This is a genomic window from Lacinutrix sp. (assembly GCF_029238095.1).
Lineage (GTDB): Bacteria > Bacteroidota > Bacteroidia > Flavobacteriales > Flavobacteriaceae > Lacinutrix.
On sequence record NZ_JAQWGS010000012.1, the window covers coordinates 29,192 to 47,407 of the forward strand.

18 protein-coding genes are annotated in these 18,216 nt (G+C 30.4%); 8 read left to right on the forward strand and 10 right to left on the reverse strand.

What is annotated here, in order from left to right:
* Window positions 1-13 precede the first annotated feature (13 nt).
* Complete coding sequence (pyrE, locus tag P8H50_RS03930; RefSeq protein ID WP_300205824.1) at window positions 14-658, reverse strand: orotate phosphoribosyltransferase; 645 nt, start codon at window positions 656-658, stop codon at window positions 14-16.
* A gap of 130 nt (window positions 659-788) precedes the next feature.
* Between pyrE and P8H50_RS03935 the strand changes: the two genes are divergently transcribed.
* Window positions 789-1,370: an NUDIX domain-containing protein gene (locus tag P8H50_RS03935; RefSeq protein WP_300205826.1), complete on the forward strand. Its 582-nt coding sequence runs from the start codon at window positions 789-791 to the stop codon at window positions 1,368-1,370.
* On the opposite strand, the gene P8H50_RS03940 is transcribed toward P8H50_RS03935, so the two are convergent.
* The 4 genes from P8H50_RS03940 to P8H50_RS03955 all read right to left on the reverse strand — a co-directional run bounded on the left by P8H50_RS03940 (window position 1,367) and on the right by P8H50_RS03955 (window position 6,643).
* Window positions 1,367-2,050, reverse strand: a complete 684-nt coding sequence (locus P8H50_RS03940; protein ID WP_300205828.1) for an N-formylglutamate amidohydrolase — start codon at window positions 2,048-2,050, stop codon at window positions 1,367-1,369. The two genes, P8H50_RS03935 and P8H50_RS03940, sit on opposite strands and share 4 nt — an antisense overlap.
* A complete protein-coding gene (locus tag P8H50_RS03945) occupies window positions 2,047-3,273 on the reverse strand; it encodes a glutamate-cysteine ligase family protein (protein WP_300205830.1) in 1,227 nt (408 codons plus the stop codon). Before P8H50_RS03945 ends, P8H50_RS03940 begins: the two co-directional genes overlap by 4 nt.
* A 2-nt stretch (window positions 3,274-3,275) precedes the next feature.
* Complete coding sequence (locus P8H50_RS03950) at window positions 3,276-4,721, reverse strand: RimK family protein (protein ID WP_300205832.1); 1,446 nt, start codon at window positions 4,719-4,721, stop codon at window positions 3,276-3,278.
* A 188-nt stretch (window positions 4,722-4,909) separates the two neighbouring features.
* Window positions 4,910-6,643, reverse strand: a complete 1,734-nt coding sequence (locus P8H50_RS03955) for a M14 family metallopeptidase (RefSeq protein ID WP_300205834.1) — start codon at window positions 6,641-6,643, stop codon at window positions 4,910-4,912.
* 97 nt (window positions 6,644-6,740) lie between these two features.
* Between P8H50_RS03955 and P8H50_RS03960 the strand changes: the two genes are divergently transcribed.
* Entirely contained in the window at window positions 6,741-8,363 is a 1,623-nt protein-coding gene (locus tag P8H50_RS03960) for a SulP family inorganic anion transporter (RefSeq protein WP_300205836.1), read from the forward strand.
* Window positions 8,364-8,409: 46 nt separating this feature from the next.
* Here P8H50_RS03960 and coaD read toward each other — a convergent pair whose 3' ends face one another.
* From coaD to P8H50_RS03975, 3 genes are all read right to left on the reverse strand, one after another.
* Entirely contained in the window at window positions 8,410-8,865 is a 456-nt protein-coding gene (coaD, locus tag P8H50_RS03965) for a pantetheine-phosphate adenylyltransferase (protein WP_300205838.1), read from the reverse strand.
* A gap of 2 nt (window positions 8,866-8,867) precedes the next feature.
* A complete protein-coding gene (locus P8H50_RS03970; protein WP_300205840.1) occupies window positions 8,868-9,743 on the reverse strand; it encodes a tetratricopeptide repeat protein in 876 nt (291 codons plus the stop codon).
* Between the two features lie 64 nt (window positions 9,744-9,807).
* On the reverse strand, window positions 9,808-10,782 hold the full coding sequence (locus tag P8H50_RS03975; RefSeq protein WP_300205842.1) for a D-alanine--D-alanine ligase: 975 nt from the start codon (window positions 10,780-10,782) through the stop codon (window positions 9,808-9,810).
* A 206-nt stretch (window positions 10,783-10,988) separates the two neighbouring features.
* Here P8H50_RS03975 and P8H50_RS03980 point away from each other — a divergent pair, with 206 nt between their 5' ends.
* The 3 genes from P8H50_RS03980 to yaaA all read left to right on the forward strand — a co-directional run bounded on the left by P8H50_RS03980 (window position 10,989) and on the right by yaaA (window position 13,596).
* A complete protein-coding gene (locus tag P8H50_RS03980; RefSeq protein WP_300205844.1) occupies window positions 10,989-11,546 on the forward strand; it encodes a PASTA domain-containing protein in 558 nt (185 codons plus the stop codon).
* Window positions 11,547-11,552: 6 nt separating this feature from the next.
* Complete coding sequence (locus P8H50_RS03985; protein ID WP_300205846.1) at window positions 11,553-12,599, forward strand: RluA family pseudouridine synthase; 1,047 nt, start codon at window positions 11,553-11,555, stop codon at window positions 12,597-12,599.
* Window positions 12,600-12,837: 238 nt separating this feature from the next.
* A complete protein-coding gene (gene yaaA, locus P8H50_RS03990; protein ID WP_300205848.1) occupies window positions 12,838-13,596 on the forward strand; it encodes a peroxide stress protein YaaA in 759 nt (252 codons plus the stop codon).
* Here the strand turns inward: yaaA and P8H50_RS03995 are convergent, their stop codons facing one another.
* Window positions 13,597-13,728: a 30S ribosomal protein THX gene (locus tag P8H50_RS03995; protein WP_300205850.1), complete on the reverse strand. Its 132-nt coding sequence runs from the start codon at window positions 13,726-13,728 to the stop codon at window positions 13,597-13,599. It lies immediately after the preceding gene.
* 86 nt (window positions 13,729-13,814) lie between these two features.
* Between P8H50_RS03995 and P8H50_RS04000 the strand changes: the two genes are divergently transcribed.
* Window positions 13,815-14,537 carry a hypothetical protein gene (locus P8H50_RS04000; protein WP_300205852.1) on the forward strand — a complete coding sequence of 241 codons (723 nt, stop codon included), beginning with the start codon at window positions 13,815-13,817 and terminating at the stop codon, window positions 14,535-14,537.
* A gap of 4 nt (window positions 14,538-14,541) precedes the next feature.
* Window positions 14,542-15,222 carry a uracil-DNA glycosylase family protein gene (locus P8H50_RS04005; protein WP_300205854.1) on the forward strand — a complete coding sequence of 227 codons (681 nt, stop codon included), beginning with the start codon at window positions 14,542-14,544 and terminating at the stop codon, window positions 15,220-15,222.
* Window position 15,223: 1 nt separating this feature from the next.
* On the opposite strand, the gene P8H50_RS04010 is transcribed toward P8H50_RS04005, so the two are convergent.
* Window positions 15,224-16,474: a carboxypeptidase-like regulatory domain-containing protein gene (locus tag P8H50_RS04010; RefSeq protein WP_300205856.1), complete on the reverse strand. Its 1,251-nt coding sequence runs from the start codon at window positions 16,472-16,474 to the stop codon at window positions 15,224-15,226.
* Between the two features lie 141 nt (window positions 16,475-16,615).
* On the opposite strand from P8H50_RS04010, the gene bshC reads away from it, so the two are divergent.
* Entirely contained in the window at window positions 16,616-18,214 is a 1,599-nt protein-coding gene (bshC, locus tag P8H50_RS04015; RefSeq protein ID WP_300205859.1) for a bacillithiol biosynthesis cysteine-adding enzyme BshC, read from the forward strand.
* The last annotated feature ends 2 nt before the right edge of the window (window positions 18,215-18,216 follow it).

An 18,216-nucleotide genomic window follows, 5' to 3' on the forward strand; every position in this document is an offset into this window, starting at 1 on the left:
ATGCATTTAGATATCAAGAAGCATTCCATTCGCTCGGGTTTTCATTCCACGCAGATAAGGTTTCTAATTGATGCTCTGTAATATAGTTTGTTTCTACAGCCTCAATTAGTAGGTTTTCGTAGTTACTTAAGGTGTGTAATTGTATGTTTTCGTTTTCAAAATTAGTTTTAGCAATATCAAAACCATAAGTAAAAATAGCAATCATACCTTTTACATTTACGTGAGCTTCTTTTAATGCTTTTACCGCATTAAGACTGCTTTTTCCTGTGCTAATTAGGTCTTCAATAACCACAACGTTTTGTCCACGTTCTATAAAACCTTCAATTTGGTTTTGGCGACCATGACCTTTTGCTTCTGGTCTAACATATATAAAAGGTAAGCCTAAGTATTCTGCTACTAACATGCCTATACCTATGGCACCTGTTGCAACTCCAGCAATAGCATCTGGTTTGCCGTAATGTTCTTCTATGAATTTAGACATTTGTTCACGCACATAATTTCTAACTGGAGGAAAAGATAAAATAATGCGATTGTCGCAATAAATAGGAGATTTCCATCCAGAAGCCCAAGTAAATGGTTCTTTAGGGCTCAATTTTATAGCGTTAATTTGTAAAAGCACTTTTGCGGCTTGTCTGGCAATGTGTTTGTCGATAATCATACTTGCAAAAATAAACAATATTTTAATTGTATTGGTCAAGAAATAAAGCTAAAAAATATTTTTTTAAGAGAACAAAAACTAAAATAAAAATAATATTTTTACCAAAGTTAATTATTTGCCACACCTAAACATGTATTACATTTTTGTAAACGACAAACCTATTATTTTAACAACTTTGGTTGAAAAAGAAACAGACTTTAAAAACTTTCTTTTAAACGATGTAGATATTGAGGAAGCTTTAAAGGTGCTTAAGAAGAAAAAAAATAAGTCTATAAGACTTATACATCATAACGAAGATAAGATATTAAAGAAATTTTTAAAAAAGCTACCAAATGTTATAGCTGGTGGTGGTAAGGTTTATAACAAGAATAAAGATATATTATACATCTTCAGAAATAATAAATGGGATTTACCAAAAGGTAAAGCAGAAAAAAAAGAAACCATAGAACAAACTGCACTTCGGGAAGTCGAAGAAGAAACTGGAGTTTCTGGATTAAAAATTGTAAAACCTTTAGAAACAACATATCATATATTTAAAAGGAACGATAAATTGAGAATAAAAATCACTTATTGGTTTGCAATGGAAACCGATTTTGAAGGTGAATTATTTCCTCAAGAAAACGAAGGAATTACTAAAGTAGCATGGTTAAATAAAACACAAAGTATAGAAGCCTTAGAAAACAGTTATGCAAATATTAAATTGTTGTTTTAAGAAGAAACGTTTTTTATAGCTATTAAAAGCACATCCTTTAGGTTTTTGTTTATTTTATTTTTTATCGAAAATTTCTGATTTAGCTCTATTTCAATCCCTAAATAATTCTCAGGAAATTGTTTTCTTAAATACATTGTAAAACCATCTGCTTTGCCTAAATACGGATAGTTAAATCTAACGTTAAGTGTTTTATCTTGTTTTAAAATTTCACTTTTTAAATTTTTACTAAACTTTTTTTCGGCTATGTTTCTAGAGTCAAATAATAAACCGATATCGCAATGTCTAACTTGGTTGTTTAAAATAGGAGTGAAAGAATGTACAGATAAATGTAGCACCTTATTATTTGAATAAATATATTTTTTTATGGAAGCTTCAACGTTATTTCTAAACTCTAAATAATAATTAGAAATTAGTTGTTTTTTATCGTCTTTTGAAAGTGTTTTAGAAAATTCTGAAAACAATTTTTTATGGTGTAAACTTCTATTTAATTCAATTAATAATCTGCTATTATCGCTATATTTTGAATAATTTGAAAGTGGTTTTAGATAATTAAACACATCTAAAGCACCTAAGTCGTATCCACGATGAGAATTTAAAACTAGATCTTGATTTTTAAAATACAATTGGTATGGTTTCGGAATTTTATTTCCACCATGTTCGCATGTTAATATAAGTTTCAAGATGTAAACATTTTATTTTCTTGCAAACAAGATGCTAATTTATTGTAAGTTTTTGTAATGTTTTCTTTTGAAAAATCTTCATTTACAGACTTTAATATTCTAGTTGCTAAAGTACCTTGGTTTAAAATAACTTCTAAAGCTTCATAATGCGATGCATCTATATTTGGTTTAGCTATTTGGTAAAGGTGTTTCCAGAGGTTTTGTACTGTTATATTATCTTTAATTTTAAATACCTCTAAGAATTCGAGATTAGAAATTTTATAGGTTTCTGCATCTTTAATAATTGGGTTTAAAATAGCAAATAAGTCTTGTTTTAGCCACTTTTTCTGATTTTTTAAAGTGCCAAGTTCTTTGTTTACTAATAGTTTTAAAACTTCAATTATTAAAACACAAATAGCAATATCTGCTTTTGGGCTTTCTTGTATATCTACTAACCTAATTTCTATAGCATTTCTATCAAAACGTGCTATTGCACCACGAGAGTTTAAAAAATGATGGTCTAAAATATTTTTAGTATCGTGAGGTTTTATGGCATTATTTATAGGTTCAAAAATAGTCGCATAATAATCTACTTTACTAAAAACACCTTCTGGAATGACCAAACCAGTCATTTCAGGAATTTCTTTTTGGTTAGTTTTATAGTATTCTAACCTTGTGTCTTTATAACCTGTCTCTTTTCCTTCTAAAATTGGAGAGCTTGCACATAAACCAGGTATTAGAGGTAAAATAACACGAATAGCAGCATGTAGTTTTTCGAATTCTTTATCATCGTAAAAAGGTAGATTTATATGTGTGCTTTGTACGTTACTCCAACCATGACCTTTGCAATTAAAAATGCGGTTGTAAAGTTCATACACTTCACTATAACTATGCTTCCATAGTTTAGTGTCTGTTAAAGGGTTCATTAAAGGATGGCAAGCCGTTGGTAATAATTGCGCGTTTAGCTTATTTAAAAGGTGGTTTATTTCCACAACGTTTTTATGAAACAACCCAGACAAGGTATTTAAATTTGCTGCAGGACCATTGGTTTTTAATTCTAATACATGCGCAACAAGTTCATTACTCCATGCAATTTCACCATTATCAATATCAGCAGTTAATTTACCCGCTTTTTGTATTAATAATGTGTCTACAATAGGAGCGACTTTAAAGGTGCTACTATTTATAAGCATATATTCTAGTTCTATGCCAAAAACTTCAAACAAGTGGTATTTTTTTCCCATGTTTAATCTAATCTGTTTTTAAAAGCGTTAAGAATTTTGGTATATACCAAATCCCCATAATGTAAATCTTCTACACCAAAATCAATATTTGGGTTATCGTTAATTTCAATAACCATAGGTTTGTTGTTTACCACTTTTATATCTATGCCATATAAGCCTTTTCCAATAAGTCTTGAAGACTTTAAAGCCATATCTAATACTTTTTTAGGCACTTCTTCTATTGGTAAACAATCGGCATCTCCATCTTGATCGTTCTTTTTCTTTGCTTTCCAGTTATAAATTTGCCAATGTCCTTTTGCCATATAATATTTACAAGCATAAAATGGTTTGTCGTCTATAATTCCTATACGCCAATCATAATCCGATGGACAAAATTCTTGCGCAATAATAAGATCAGATTCTTTAAGCATTTCATTAACCAAACTGTTGTATTCGTCTTCTGTTTTTGCTTTTTTTACACCAAAAGAAAAGGTAGAGTCTGGTGCTTTTAAAACACAAGGCAAACCAACTTCTTGAATTACATTATTTCTATTGTCTTTATGAACAATAACTGTTTTTGGCGTCGCTATATTGGCATTGTTTAAAGCTTCTGTCATATAAACTTTATTGCAGCATTTTAATATAGCATCTGGATAATCAATTATAGCAATACCTTCTTGTTGTGCTTTTCTGGCAAATGCATAAGCCTCGTTGTTTACTTCTGTACTTTGTCTAATAAAAAGGGCATCAAAAGAAGATAAACGCGATAAGTCTTTAGGCTCAATAATTTCTGCATAAATATTCATTTTTTCAGCTATATCAATAAACTTTCTTATGGCTTTTACATTACTTGGAGGTGCAGGATCATTAGGATTTACAAGTATTGCTAAATCAAAATCAGACTTTATTAACTTTGGTGTATCGTAACGTTTTTTTGCAAAATATTGGTTTGCAAATTCATGCACACTTTCTAAGTGTTCTTCAGGAATTTCAGATTCTGAAACCACGCGTACACTTTGAATATTCCACTTTGTATTATGACTAAATTTTACCTGAAAAAAAGGTACTTGAAAGTGCTTATAAAATAAGCTACTTAATTCTTTATATTTTAAAGCGACGTTTTGCCCAAAATAAATACTTAATGTAAATTCTCTGGATTTAATGTTTTTTAAGCTTTGCTGAATAACATCATCGAACTCGTCTGAAACTATACGAACGAGTTTTAAGTTTTTTAAGTCTACAATATTTTTAACCGTTGGAATGGCTAAATGACCTCTAGCTTCTGCTAAAAGCGACACATAGTAACCTTTAGATTGGTAGGAATAATCTTTACAAAGATTAAATATTCTAGCTTTTTTTAAAAGGGAAAATGTAGGATTTGTAAGATATTCTTGCGAAGAAATTACTGTAATATTCTCAATCGAAAAATTCCATTTTTCAGGTTGATTGACAACAATGTATTTATTCATTTATAGCGTAAATCGCGATGTGTATTTTAAACAAAATTATATTATTTTTTAATTGGTTTTACAAAATTTAAAAAATAATATAACATTTTTTAACCTCTAAAAAAGCAAGCAGCTACTTGCTATTTTGTTTGTGCATTTTTGCACTCAGAGAAATAACAAAAAGCTATATTTTTAATCTAAAAAGAGTGCTATTTTACTCTATAAACAGGATACTGTAGGTGTGCCTTTTCGTAATTCTCGCTTTTTTTATGAATCCAATCTAATTGTGCATACCAATTATCAGCAAAATCTGGTTCGTAAGATTTTTTTAGATTCAGTTCTATTTGTAATCTTGGATTTTGCAGTAAAATTAGTTTAGCCTTCTCTTCCCAAACATAAGGCGAAAAACCTTCTTTTTGCTGTAAAATGGTATCGAAAAAATTCCAATTAAAAAACGAATCTGGAGCTTGTGGTTCTAAGGTTTCAAGCAAATATCTTAAACTTGTTTGGTTCGTTTTAATTAAATAATCACCTTTTTTAAAAGTTATCGTTTTAATTTTTGAAGATACTGTGGTATTATAATGAAGATAATGGCCTTCGTAAGGAGTGTTTCTACTTTTGTAATCTTTAATTTTATAAATCTCTACTGTATATGAAGAATCCTTTTCTAACTGGAACATTTCAGTGTTATTTATCTTTAATAAATCTATTACAGGCCACCAACCTTGAGGAATTATATATGCTGAAGGAATTGTTACTGAATCTGTAGGTTTAAAATAATTTTGGTAGCTAACCTCTTTTGTAAAAGGTTTGTTTCTATTAAATTTTAAGCGTTGCTTTCCAGTAATTTCACTAGGTATCATTTCGCCCTCAAAACCTTTAAAATTTAACATTGAAGTTTTGCTAGTATCTAATTCCCAATTTAAAGTATACGTTTTATTTGTTAGTAGTTTTTTATTAGCGTGTTCACGAAGTTTTTTTATTTTTTCGCCATCGTTTTCTGTAATATCAACCATACTTTTCATAAGTTCATAAGTACCTTCCACACGTTGCTTATAAGGTTTTAGCATGTGTGTTTCTACCATCATGCCTAAGGTGTTAAATAGTGTTGTATAACCTGTGGAATAACGAGGAGAGTCCATAAACTGACTAAAACCAGATTCTGGTGTTTTATTAAAAACATTAACGTAAGGTGTAATGTCCCAATCTTTATCTGCTAATTGTTGTTCTAAATTGGGCATCATTTCATTGTGTAAATACGCTCCTAAATCGCCTCCAAGTTTGTTATGTTGTGTAAATAAGTGTGTAAGCGTGTATTGGTAATCTGCGCCATTACTAACATGGTTATCTATAAAAACATCTGGTTGTACTATATGAAATAGTTGAGCAAATGTTTTTGCATTTTTAGTATCACATTTTATAAAATCTCTGTTAAGGTCGTAATTTCTAGCATTACCTCTAAAACCATAGGCTTTTGGACCATTTTGGTTGGTTCTTGTTGTTGAGTTTCTATTTAAACTACCACCAACATTATAGATAGGAATAGTAACTATAACAGTGTTTTTGGGTGCTGTAATTTTACCTTTAGCAAGGTCTCTGTAAAGCATCATGGTAGCATCTATACCATCACTTTCTCCAGGATGTATGCCATTGTTTATTAAAAGAATGCGTTTGTTTTTGCGTATTTCTGAAAAATTAAAAATACCATCAGTGTTTAAGGTAACCATGTGTAACGGTTTTCCTGAGTCTGTTTCTCCAATAGAATCTATTTTTATTGAGGCATAAGTAGCTGCTAAATTCTTGTAATACTCAATGGTTTCTGCATACGTTGCTGTTTCTAAACCATTAGATTTTTCGAAAACAGTAGTGAAATTGTACTCTTTCTCTTTTTTGGAGTTACAACTTAAAATTACAAGAAGTAAAAGAATAAATATTTTTTTCATAATTGATGCACAGATTAAATTCAATAAACCAAATATAAGAATTCCAAGTTTGTGTATCTATTAATTAAACGTACTTTTGCAGCTTGAAAAAAAGACCATGACAGCATTTTTTAGAAAACAAACCGCAAACGCCAAAAACGATATTTTAAGTGGAATTACCGTTGCTTTAGCCTTAGTGCCAGAAGCAGTCGCTTTTGCATTTGTTGCAGGAGTAGATCCATTAGTAGGTTTGTATGCCGCTTTTATGATTGGCTTAATTACCTCAATTTTTGGAGGAAGACCAGGAATGATAAGTGGTGCAACTGGAGCATTAGCAGTCGTTATGGTATCTCTTGTTGCCGAAGGTAATGGTATGGGAGAAGCTAGTGAGAACTTAGGACTTTATTACTTATTTGCAACCGTTATTTTAATGGGAATTATACAAATGTTAGCTGGAGTTTTTAAACTTGGAAAATTTGTGCGTTTAATTCCGCATCCAGTAATGATGGGATTTGTAAACGGTTTGGCTATTGTGATTTTTCTTTCGCAATTAGGTATGTTTAAAGAAATTGTTGGAGGAGAAAAGGTTTGGATGCAAGGTGCTGCATTGTATATAATGATAGGTTTAGTATTGCTTACCATGGCAATCATGTTTGGTTTACCAAAACTTACAAAAAAATTACCAGAAGCCTTAATCGCGATTTTAGTAGTTTCTGCAATTGCTATTTTTGGAAATATAGATGTTGCTACAGTTGGCAGCTTTATTCGTGATGGAGGAGGAGCAGGTTTAAAAGGAGGTTTGCCTAGTTTTCAATGGGATATTTTTAGTAAAGTGCCACTAAACTTAGAAACTTTAAAATTTATTTTTCCTTATGCTTTAATTTTAGCAGCTATTGGTTTAATTGAATCTTTAATGACTTTAAACTTAGTAGATGAACTTACAGAAACCAGAGGAAACTCTAACAGAGAATGTTTAGCTCAAGGTGGTGCAAACATAGTTACAGGATTTTTTGGTGGAATGGGAGGATGTGCCATGATTGGGCAATCGCTTATTAACATAAAAGGAGGTGGACGCGGCAGATTATCTGGTATTGTTGCTGCATTAACATTATTAGCCTTTATTTTATTCGCTTCAGGATTAATAGAACAAGTGCCAATTGCTGCTTTAGTAGGTGTTATGTTTATGGTAGTTATAGGTACTTTTGCTTGGTCTAGTTTTAGAATTTTAAATAAAATACCAAAAAGTGATGTTATTGTTTTAGTAGCAGTTTCTGCATTAACAGTAATTTTCGATTTAGCGATTGCAGTAATTGCAGGTGTAATTATAAGCGCCTTAGTATTCTCATGGGAAAACGCAAAACGTATTCGTGCGAGAAAACGTATGCGTGAAGATGGCACTAAAGTTTACGAAATTTGGGGACCTTTATTCTTTGGAAGTATTCAAGCTTTTAACGACAAGTTTGATGCTAAAAACGATCCTGAAAAAGTAGAAATCGATTTTGTAGAGTCAAGAATAAGTGACCATTCTGCTTTAGAAGCAATTTTTAATTTAGTCGAAAAATATGAAGCTGATGGCAAAAGCATTAAGCTTAAGCATTTAAGTGAAGATTGTAAAGTATTATTGTACAAAGCGAATCCTAAGTTTAGAGAGGTTATAGTTGAAGCTATAGACGACCCAAGGTATCATTTAGCTGAAAATCCAGAAAAGTTTACAAAGCCTTTATCGGAATATAAGTTGTAAAAAAATGCTCCTATGTTTTAGGAGCGTTTTTTTATAAATCAAAGTGTTATTTTACTCGAACACTATCTGGAACTAACTTAGTGTAATCACCATTATTTCTTATTACTTCTCTAACAATAGAAGAAGAAATATAGCTTGTACTCGCTGCAGTTAATAAAAACACTGTTTCTATAGGAGCAAGATCTCTATTGGTATGCGCAATTGCTTTTTCAAATTCAAAATCTGCAGGATTTCTTAAACCACGAAGTATAAAGTCTATGCCTAATTCTTGGCAAAAATGTACGGTTAAACCTTTATAGCTTACTACTTTTATTTTGGGTTCGTCTTTAAAAGCTTCTTTTATAAAATCCATGCGTTCTTCTAACGTAAACATATATTTTTTTGCAGAGTTTACACCAATGGCAACTATAACTTCATCAAACAAAGTAACACCTCGTTTAATAATATCGTAATGTCCAGATGTTATAGGATCGAAAGATCCTGGAAATAGAGCGCGTTTCATTTTTATTTTTTATTTAATTCAGCTTCAAAGTAATCAATATATTTAATATACTGTGGTGTTTTTTCACCATATTTTCTAGCAATAGCTGCCCACTTTTTAAATCTTATTTTGTCATTTTCTTTAAAAAGTAATTGAGCCATATTTACAGCCATTTCACATTTTATAGCAATATTTTTTGAAATTGAAATTCCTTTTTCATAAACTTTCTCAGCTTCATCTATTTGCTTATTGTTTACAAGAGCATAACCTAATTCTTTGTATAATAGCTGATTGTTCTCGTCTTTTTTTAACGCTTTTTCTAAAACAGGAATTGCTTTAGAAAATTGTTTTGTGGCATTATAAGCAAAACCAAGTTCGAACTCTAAGCCTTTGTAATGCGGTTCTTTTTTGTAGGCTTTCAAAAGAGGTTCTATTGCATTATGGCTTGCACCATCATGATTATAAAAATAACCAATTTTTGTTAAATAACCAACATCGATACTGTCTTTCGGCTTGTAACTTTTCAACCATTCTGGTTGTTTAGGCAGTTGTAAATCTGCTTTTTGTTCATTAGTTAAAACAGATACAAAAGCGGTGTTTCTATTTAAACGCGCTATTAATGCAGATGTATTTTTATCTGGATTAGGTTGCAGTTTCAGTTTTCCTTTTTTGTTAATACTAAATTGGTCTTCGAATCTCATACTAAAACCAGCCATTTCATCTACATATATAAAATATATTGAGAAAGTAGAGTCTTTTTCTTTTTTAGGAAACGCTACATATTGGTCTACTGCATCAAAATACTTAGTATCGAATTTTAATTCTGTTAATTCATTTTGAGCATTTACAGCATGTAGAAAACAAATAAATACAATTATTACAGCTAGAGTCTTTTTCATAAATTTTATTTTATGTACTTATACTTTATAAATATAATGAAAATTTACAGGCTTGCCTTTTATGCTATTTTAGAGCTTCTTCAATCGCGCTTTCAAACAATTGAGCCATTGTAATACCAGCTTTGGCAGCTTGTTGTGGCAAAATACTTTCGTTTGTTAAACCTGGTACAGTGTTTATCTCTAGTAAATGTGGTTCGTTATTTTTAAAAATAAATTCACTCCTTGTAAAGCCTTTCATTTTTAATATGTCGTAAACCTTTTTTGCTAGTGTATTCACTTTTTCTTCTTGAGATTTAGTGAGTCTTGCAGGCGTAATTTCTTGAGATTTACCAAGGTATTTAGCTTCATAATCGAAAAAATCATTCTCACTAACAATTTCTGTAATTGGCAATACTTTAGTTTTGCCGTTGTAGGTAATAACACCAACCGAAACTTCTGTACCATCTAGAAAAGATTCAATAATAATTTCATCATCTTCCTTAAAAGCATTATCAATTGCAGTTTGAAGGGCTTCCTTTTTATAAACCTTAGAAATACCAAAACTACTTCCTGCTTTATTTGCTTTTACAAAACACGGTAAACCTACTTTTGCAATAATTTCATCTTCGTTTATAGTATCTCCTAAATTAAGATAATAGCTTTCTGCAGTTAATATACCATAAGGTTTTAAAACACTTAAACAATCTCTTTTGTTAAATGTTAATGCAGCTTGATATGCCTCACAACTTGTTTGTGGCAAACCAATAAGCTTAAAATAAGCTTGCATAAAACCATCTTCTCCTGGAGAACCATGAATAGCATTAAAAACACAATCGAATGTAATTTTTGTTTGGTTAATTACAACAGAAAAATCGTTTTTATCAATAGGAAATTCATTGTCATTAGCGTCTACCAAAACCCATTTGTCTTTAAAAACATGAATGCAATAGGCATTATATTTTTCTTTGTTTAAGGTGTTGTAAACAACAGTTCCACTTTTTAACGAAATTTGGTATTCGCTAGAATAACCACCCATAATTATGGCTATATTTTTTTTCATCTTTAATATTTCCTTATTTTGGCTACGCTTAACAAAAACTTCAGCGGTAGTCTATAAACGTTTAAACTTCGTATAAATTAATGTAAAGCAAACAAAAAAAGCCTTAAAGTTAATTTTGTTTAGCTAAAATATCATTTATTTAATAGCAAACGAAAACCTTTTTGTTTTTATATATTTGCCAGACTTATTTTAACTAATTTTAAACTATGAGTATTTTTAAATTTCTAACTAGTAAAACCTTTTTTAAACAACTTGGGTTAGCTATTGTTGCTTTATTAATTTTATGCTTTATTATTTTTAAATGGTTAAATATTAGCACAAATCACGGTAATTTTGAAACGGTTCCAAATTTAAAAGGCAAATCTATAGATGTTGCAAAAATTGAATTAGATGAAAATAACTTGGTAATGGAAATTCAAGATTCTGCTAATTTTAATCCAGATTATCCTAAGTTTTCTGTTATAGATCAAGATCCTCCAGCAGGAGAAAATGTAAAAGAAAACAGAAAAATATACATTACACTTAATCCTTCAGGATACAGAAAAATTCCTGTTCCAAATATTATCAGTCGTACTTTTCGCCAAGCAAGACCAACTTTAGAGTCTTTAGAATTTGAAATTGGTAAAAAAACCTACATTGATAATATTGGTAAAGACGAAGTACTAAGCTTGCGTTTTGAAGGCGAGGTCTTAAAACCTGGAACACTTTTACCTAAGCATTCTAAAATAGATATTGTTTTAGGAAACGGAAATCGTCCCAACTAAACATACATGGACAATAAAACACCTCAATTACCAGAACAAAACCAAGCTGGAGATACGCTTTACGAACATCATGCATTTACAGCAGATAAAGGTCAAGCACCTTTACGCATCGATAAATGGTTAATGAATAAAGTAGAAAATGCAACTAGAAATAAAATTCAGGCTGCGGCAAAAGATGGTAATATTTATGTAAACGAAGTGGCTGTAAAATCTAACTATAAGGTGAAACCTTTAGACGAGATTCGCGTGCTATTTTCGCATCCACCTTTTGAAAACTTGTTGGTTGGAGAAAACATGCCTATAGATATTGTTTATGAAGACGATGCGCTTTTGGTAGTTAATAAACCAGCTGGTATAGTAGTGCATCCAGGACATGGAAATTATTCTGGAACTTTAATAAATGGTTTGATTCATCATTTCGATAATTTGCCAAAAAACTCTAGCGATAGACCTGGTTTGGTTCATAGAATAGATAAAGATACTAGTGGATTGTTAGTGGTTGCAAAAACCGAACATGCCATGGCACATTTGTCTAAACAATTTAAAGACAAAACCAGCGAACGAGAATATGTCGCTATTGTTTGGGGAAATATGAATGAAGACGAAGGTACCATCGAAGGTAACATTGGTCGTCATCCTAAAAATAGACTGCAGAACACTGTCTATCTAGAAGACGAAGCAGATAATGGTAAACCAGCGGTTACACATTATAAAGTGATTGAGCGTTTAACTTATGTTACTTTAGTGTCTTGCAAGCTAGAAACAGGTAGAACGCACCAAATTCGTGTACACATGAAACATATAGGTCACACACTTTTTAACGATGAGCGTTATGGTGGTGAGCGTATTTTAAAAGGCACAACGTTTACTAAATATAAGCAGTTTGTAGATAACTGTTTTAAAATATTACCACGTCAAGCATTACATGCAAAAACCTTAGGTTTCGAGCATCCAACAACTGGAGAGTTTATGCGTTTTGAAACACCTGTACCTCAAGATATGTCAGACTGTATAGAGAAATGGAGAGGTTACAGTAAGCATATGGATATTTAGTTTGGTAACCTAAAGAGCGTGCTTTCCGTTATATCTTTTTTTTATGCTTCAAAAAAGGATACCACATCAAATGCTTTGTATTCACGATTTTATGTATTTAAAATATTAAAGAAAGAGAAATCGCTAACGCAAATCGAATTTCATAATCAACACTTATACAAGCATAGAATTTTTCAGTTTTAATATTTTATGTATTATAGATGTAAATTGTAAATTCGTAGAAGAAAAAATTAAAGTCATGAAACTCGTATTATCACCTGCAAAATCTTTAGATTTTGAAAGTAAACTACCAACAACAAAAACTACAGATGCTCAGTTTTTAGAACAATCTCAACGCTTAAATAAAGTTCTAAGAAAGAAATCTGCAAAAGGCATTTCAAAATTAATGCATGTAAGTGATGCTTTAGGTCAATTAAATTACGACCGCAATCAAGACTGGCAATTGCCATTTACAAAAGATAATGCGAGACAAGCTATTTATGCATTTAGTGGTGATGTTTATAGAGGATTAGACGCTTATACCATTTCTAACGATAAAATAGATACATTACAGAATAAGGTGAGAATATTGTCTGGTTTGTACGGTATACTCAAACCATTAGATTTAATGCAAGCTTACCGCCTAGAAATGGGAACAAAATTACCTGTAGGAACTAAAAAAAATTTGTACGAGTTTTGGAAGAAAGACATAGTAAATGCACTTAACCAAGAATTAGAAGATGACGAGGTTTTTGTAAACTTAGCAAGTCAAGAATATTTTAAAGCAATAGATACAAAGGCACTTAAAGTGCCAGTTGTAACTGTAGATTTTAAAGAGTTTAAAGATGGCAAATATAAAATTATTGCCATTTTTGCTAAACTAGCTAGAGGCTTAATGGCAAGATATATTGTAGATACAAATGCGCAAACCATAGATGATTTAAAAGGTTTTACAACCGATGGTTATGGATTAAGTGACGAATTATCTAGCGAAAACCACTTAGTCTTTACAAGATAATTAAGGCTTAATTTTTTTATTAATCTCTATTTTTGTTTCCGGTCGAACACGCTTTTTTATTTTTGGTCGTCTTGCACCATAAGTACCTCGACTTATTTTTCCGCGTTTTGTTTTTTTGTCTCCTCTTCCCATTTTTTTATGTGTTTCAATTTCCCATAAATTAGTGAATTTTTGAGTCTTTCTTCACTATATTTAACACTTTAAATTAATTTTAACTCATGTTTACCTATCTTATTGTTGCTTTACAAGCTTTCTGTATATATCATGTTATTAAGAACAGAAATCAATATTTCTGGATTTTCATCATCATTTTCATACCAGCAATTGGCTCTATAATTTACCTAATTACACAAGTGTACAATAAACGCGATGCTTCAATTATTAAAGAAAATTTAACTTCAGTTTTAATACCTACAAAAAAAGTAAAAGATTTAGAAAAAAAACTTCAATTTGCCGAAACGTTTCAAAACCGATTAGATTTAGCTGATGCTTTTTTTGAAATTAAAGATTACCAAAACGCCATTATTCATTACGAAGTCGCCTTAAAAGACGAAAGCCAAAATAACTATTTCATTCTTGAAAAGTTAGTTGCTGCTTATTATAATCTTGAAGATTATGATAACACTATATCTTATGGAGAAAAACTAAAACACCATCCAGAGTTTAAGCAATCTAAATCAGAATTTATTTACGGTCTAGCTTTAGATAAAACAGGTCAAACCGAAGCTGCCGAAAAACATTTAAGAGCTATAGATCAACGCTATTCTAATTATAGTGAACGTTTGGTTTTAGCAAAGTTTTTTATAGAAAAGGATAAAGTTGAAGAAGCTAAAGCTATTTTAAATGAAATTTTTGTAGAATCTCAACACATGACTAAGCCTAATAAACGCAAGTATGGAACTACAATAAACGAAGTAGAAAAGCTTTTAAAGCGTTTATGATTTTATGTTTAAACATACTCATCCATACCAACCATTTATAAAAAATGACACAAAAAAACTTATTGTTGGTACCTTGCCACCACCAAGATTTACAACAGGAAATCTACTAGAAAAAGACGTTAACTTTTGTTATGGAAGTTACTATAATAGCTTATGGTTGTTTATAGATAAAATTCACAATTTAAATTTACGTTATAACAATTCTAAAGCTGCTGTTAAAGAACGCCAAGAGTATTTAATAAAGCATAATATAGGTGTTTGCGATATTGTAGAAAGTTGTGAGCGCGAAAAAGTAGATGCTTCAGATTTAGGAATGCAAAATTGTAAGCTTCGAGATATAATAGCTTATTTAAAACAATTTCCTAATATTGACACGTTATTATTTATTGGTGGAAATTCTAAAAATGGACCAGAGTATTTCTTTCGTAAACACATTAAAGAGTACAATATTAAATTAGAATTAGTCTCTAAAGAGACACCAAAAATTCAAGAATTCGTTATGCCTAATAAATTGTTAGAAGTTAATTCAAAACAACGCATAATAAAAACGGTATCATTAACGTCTTCTTCTGGTGCAGCAAATATTTCTATAGGTAGTAATCCATTGTACAAACAATTAAAAGCTAATAATCCAAAATTTAATACTTTCGATTTTAGAATACTTCAATACCAAGAATATTTGTAGTTTATAAATCTTTTTTTAGCTGTTTGCTTATTTTTTTAATTGCAGATTCTATAGATTTTTCTGGCTCTATAATATTGTATGCTCCCCAAAAATCTGGATCTGCAAAGCCAGAGGCTTGGTCTGCTAGTATAGTATTAGGTTTTAACCTATCTTTAGGTTTGTTTTTAAATGTAGTTGTGTTAAGGTTCCAATCTGTAATTGCCATTTCACTTTGTAATGTATAACGACTATTAAATAGCTTGTTATCCCATTTTACCTTGAAGGTTAATAATGTGTTACTGTAGCCAAAATACCATTTACCATCTTTAGTTCTATAATTAACACGATATGACGCTTCTGTAGGATAAACAGTAGCTTTTCGTGGTTTCCTTTTTACAAACAGCTTGCTAGCTTGTTCTTTATTACTCACATTTAGATTGTAAATAGCACTTGTTAAGGCGTAAGTTTCTGCATCAATAAATAGTTGACCATAATACATTGGTCTTGTAATTGCTTCTTTTTGTTTAAAACCCACTACAAAAACCAATTTGTTATTTATTTGTGTAGATTGATTAAAACTAAAAATATAATCATCTATATCTTCTGCGTTAAAAATAAATTCTGGATATTTAATTATATCTGTGTATAGCGAACTAAACGGTCCACCTTGTAATTTTAATGCAAGCGTATCTAATCGAGAATAATCCGTTTTTTTTCTAGCTTTTATTATTTTAATAGCATCTGATCTGTTTGTAATATAGGGTTGTTTTTGTATTTTTAAAACTGCTTCAGATAGTGATGCATTTTTATTTCTCTTTTTTATGGTTTCTCTGTAGAAACTAGTCATAACCACTTCATTGTTTAAGTAATTTTGTCCTTTTAAGCTTAATGCTTTTTTTACAAGAGTTTCTGCGTCTTTTGGAGCATTTACATCTACTTGAGCTAAAACTGTTGCTGCAACTGTTAGTGCAATTTTTGTGTTCTTATTTTTAAATTGCGATAAAGGGATTTGTTGTTTTTTATAGCCTAAATAAGACACTAAAACAGAATTAGACATGAAAGTATTTGGTACTTTAAGTAAAAATTCACCTTCGCTATTTGTAATGGTACTAATGTTAGTGTTTATAATCTGCAAATCTGCAAGAGGAAGTGCTTTTTTAGTATCCTCATCAATAACTTTTCCTCTAAATTCTTGAATATTTTGAGCCAAGCAAAAGCAAGAAATAAGTAGAAAAAAAGTGATAAATAATTTTTGTTTTTGAAAATGATTCATTGAATTTTTATATTAAAAAAGGAATGAAAATAGTTATTAAATTTAGGGAAATCCAATCAATTTTCTTTAGTTTTTATGTTAATTTTGCCACAGTCTTTTGGTTAAAGAGCCTTATATTTACAAAGAATAACCAAATTATTTATGCTATCAAACAGTATTTCGTTTAAAGACACTGGATATTTTTCTAAACTTATTTGTGATTATTTAGCTGAGGCTGAAACACTAACACCATTTTACAATCGCTTTCCAAAGCTTGAAAATTTTAAAGCGCAAATAGAAGAAAAAAGTACGTCTATAAAACAAGAATCAAGAACCGTTTTAGTGGACGTGCTAAAAAAGCAATACAAAAACACTCAAGCATCTCATGCTACTATAAATAATATACGATCTCTAGAAGATAGTAATACCTTTACTGTAACCACAGGTCATCAATTAAACTTATTTACAGGACCTTTATATTTTTTGCACAAAATTGTATCAACGCTAAATTTAGCAAAACAATTAAAAGCAAAATATCCCAAACACAATTTCGTGCCAATCTATTGGATGGCTTCAGAAGATCATGATTTTAATGAAATTAATTATTTTAATTTTAAAGGACAAAAAGTACAATGGAACCAAAAGGGTTCTGGAGCAATTGGAGATTTAAGTACAGAAGGATTAGAGGCAGTATTTAATACGTTCTCTAAAACTTTGGGTCTTGGAAAAAAAGCAGATGTGCTTCGAGAGCTTTTTAAATCTGCTTATTTAGAACATAATAATTTAGCAACAGCCACTAAATTTCTTGCTAACGAACTCTTTAAAAACTATGGTTTAGTTATTGTTGAAGCAAACAATAGAGATTTAAAACGTTTGTTCATTCCGCATATCGAAAGAGAGCTAGTAGAGCAAATTTCAGAGAAAAATGTTTTAGATGTTAATTCTAAAATCGAAGCTTTAGATTTTGGAATTCAAGTTAATCCTCGAGCAATAAACCTTTTTTACCTTTCTGAAGGTCTTAGAGAACGTATTGTTTTAGAGAAAGAAACTTATAAAGTTTTAAACACTAATATGAGTTGGAGTAAGAGTGAAATATTAAAAGAAGTCAATGAGTTCCCTGAACGTTTTTCGCCTAATGTTATATTAAGGCCATTATATCAAGAAGTAATTTTACCAAATCTCTGTTATATTGGAGGAGGAGGAGAATTAGCCTATTGGTTTCAATTAAAATCTAATTTTGAAGCGAATAAAGTCGTCTTTCCAATGTTGTTGTTACGTAATTCGGTTTTAATTAAAACTAAGTTGCAAGCTAATAAACTTGAGAAGTTGAATCTTTCTAACGAAGCTATTTTTTTGAAGCAAGAAATATTAATCAACAAAAAAATTAAGGAGGTTTCAGCTATAAATATTGATTTTTCAAAGCAAATCAATCACCTAAAAAATCAATTTAAAGATTTATATGTATTAGCAGAGAAAACCGACAAATCTTTTCTTGGAGCAGTTTCAGCTCAAGAAAAAAAGCAAATTAATGGTTTAAAACATCTTGAGAAGCGTTTGTTAAAAGCACAAAAAAGAAAGTTAAAAAGCCAAGTGCAACGTATAACAACAATTCAAAACGAGTTGTTTCCAAATGGTAGTTTACAGGAGCGAAATCTTAATTTTAGTGAATTATATTTAGAGTTTGGAAACGATTTAATTCCAAGTTTAATTAACTCTTTACAGCCTTTAAAAGGAGAGTTTTCAATACTAACCTTAGATTAAAT

Excerpts from the sequence above, each read along its gene's own strand:
- pyrE (WP_300205824.1), bottom strand. The coding sequence starts at position 658 with ATGATTATCGACAAACACATTGCCAGACAAGCCGCAAAAGTGCTTTTA.
- P8H50_RS03935 (WP_300205826.1), top strand. The coding sequence starts at position 789 with ATGTATTACATTTTTGTAAACGACAAACCTATTATTTTAACAACTTTG.
- P8H50_RS03945 (WP_300205830.1), bottom strand. The coding sequence starts at position 3,273 with ATGGGAAAAAAATACCACTTGTTTGAAGTTTTTGGCATAGAACTAGAA.
- P8H50_RS03950 (WP_300205832.1), bottom strand. The coding sequence starts at position 4,721 with ATGAATAAATACATTGTTGTCAATCAACCTGAAAAATGGAATTTTTCG.
- P8H50_RS03955 (WP_300205834.1), bottom strand. The coding sequence starts at position 6,643 with ATGAAAAAAATATTTATTCTTTTACTTCTTGTAATTTTAAGTTGTAAC.
- P8H50_RS03960 (WP_300205836.1), top strand. The coding sequence starts at position 6,741 with ATGACAGCATTTTTTAGAAAACAAACCGCAAACGCCAAAAACGATATT.
- coaD (WP_300205838.1), bottom strand. The coding sequence starts at position 8,865 with ATGAAACGCGCTCTATTTCCAGGATCTTTCGATCCTATAACATCTGGA.
- P8H50_RS03970 (WP_300205840.1), bottom strand. The coding sequence starts at position 9,743 with ATGAAAAAGACTCTAGCTGTAATAATTGTATTTATTTGTTTTCTACAT.
- P8H50_RS03975 (WP_300205842.1), bottom strand. The coding sequence starts at position 10,782 with ATGAAAAAAAATATAGCCATAATTATGGGTGGTTATTCTAGCGAATAC.
- P8H50_RS03980 (WP_300205844.1), top strand. The coding sequence starts at position 10,989 with ATGAGTATTTTTAAATTTCTAACTAGTAAAACCTTTTTTAAACAACTT.
- P8H50_RS03985 (WP_300205846.1), top strand. The coding sequence starts at position 11,553 with ATGGACAATAAAACACCTCAATTACCAGAACAAAACCAAGCTGGAGAT.
- yaaA (WP_300205848.1), top strand. The coding sequence starts at position 12,838 with ATGAAACTCGTATTATCACCTGCAAAATCTTTAGATTTTGAAAGTAAA.
- P8H50_RS03995 (WP_300205850.1), bottom strand. The coding sequence starts at position 13,728 with ATGGGAAGAGGAGACAAAAAAACAAAACGCGGAAAAATAAGTCGAGGT.
- P8H50_RS04000 (WP_300205852.1), top strand. The coding sequence starts at position 13,815 with ATGTTTACCTATCTTATTGTTGCTTTACAAGCTTTCTGTATATATCAT.
- P8H50_RS04005 (WP_300205854.1), top strand. The coding sequence starts at position 14,542 with ATGTTTAAACATACTCATCCATACCAACCATTTATAAAAAATGACACA.
- P8H50_RS04010 (WP_300205856.1), bottom strand. The coding sequence starts at position 16,474 with ATGAATCATTTTCAAAAACAAAAATTATTTATCACTTTTTTTCTACTT.
- bshC (WP_300205859.1), top strand. The coding sequence starts at position 16,616 with ATGCTATCAAACAGTATTTCGTTTAAAGACACTGGATATTTTTCTAAA.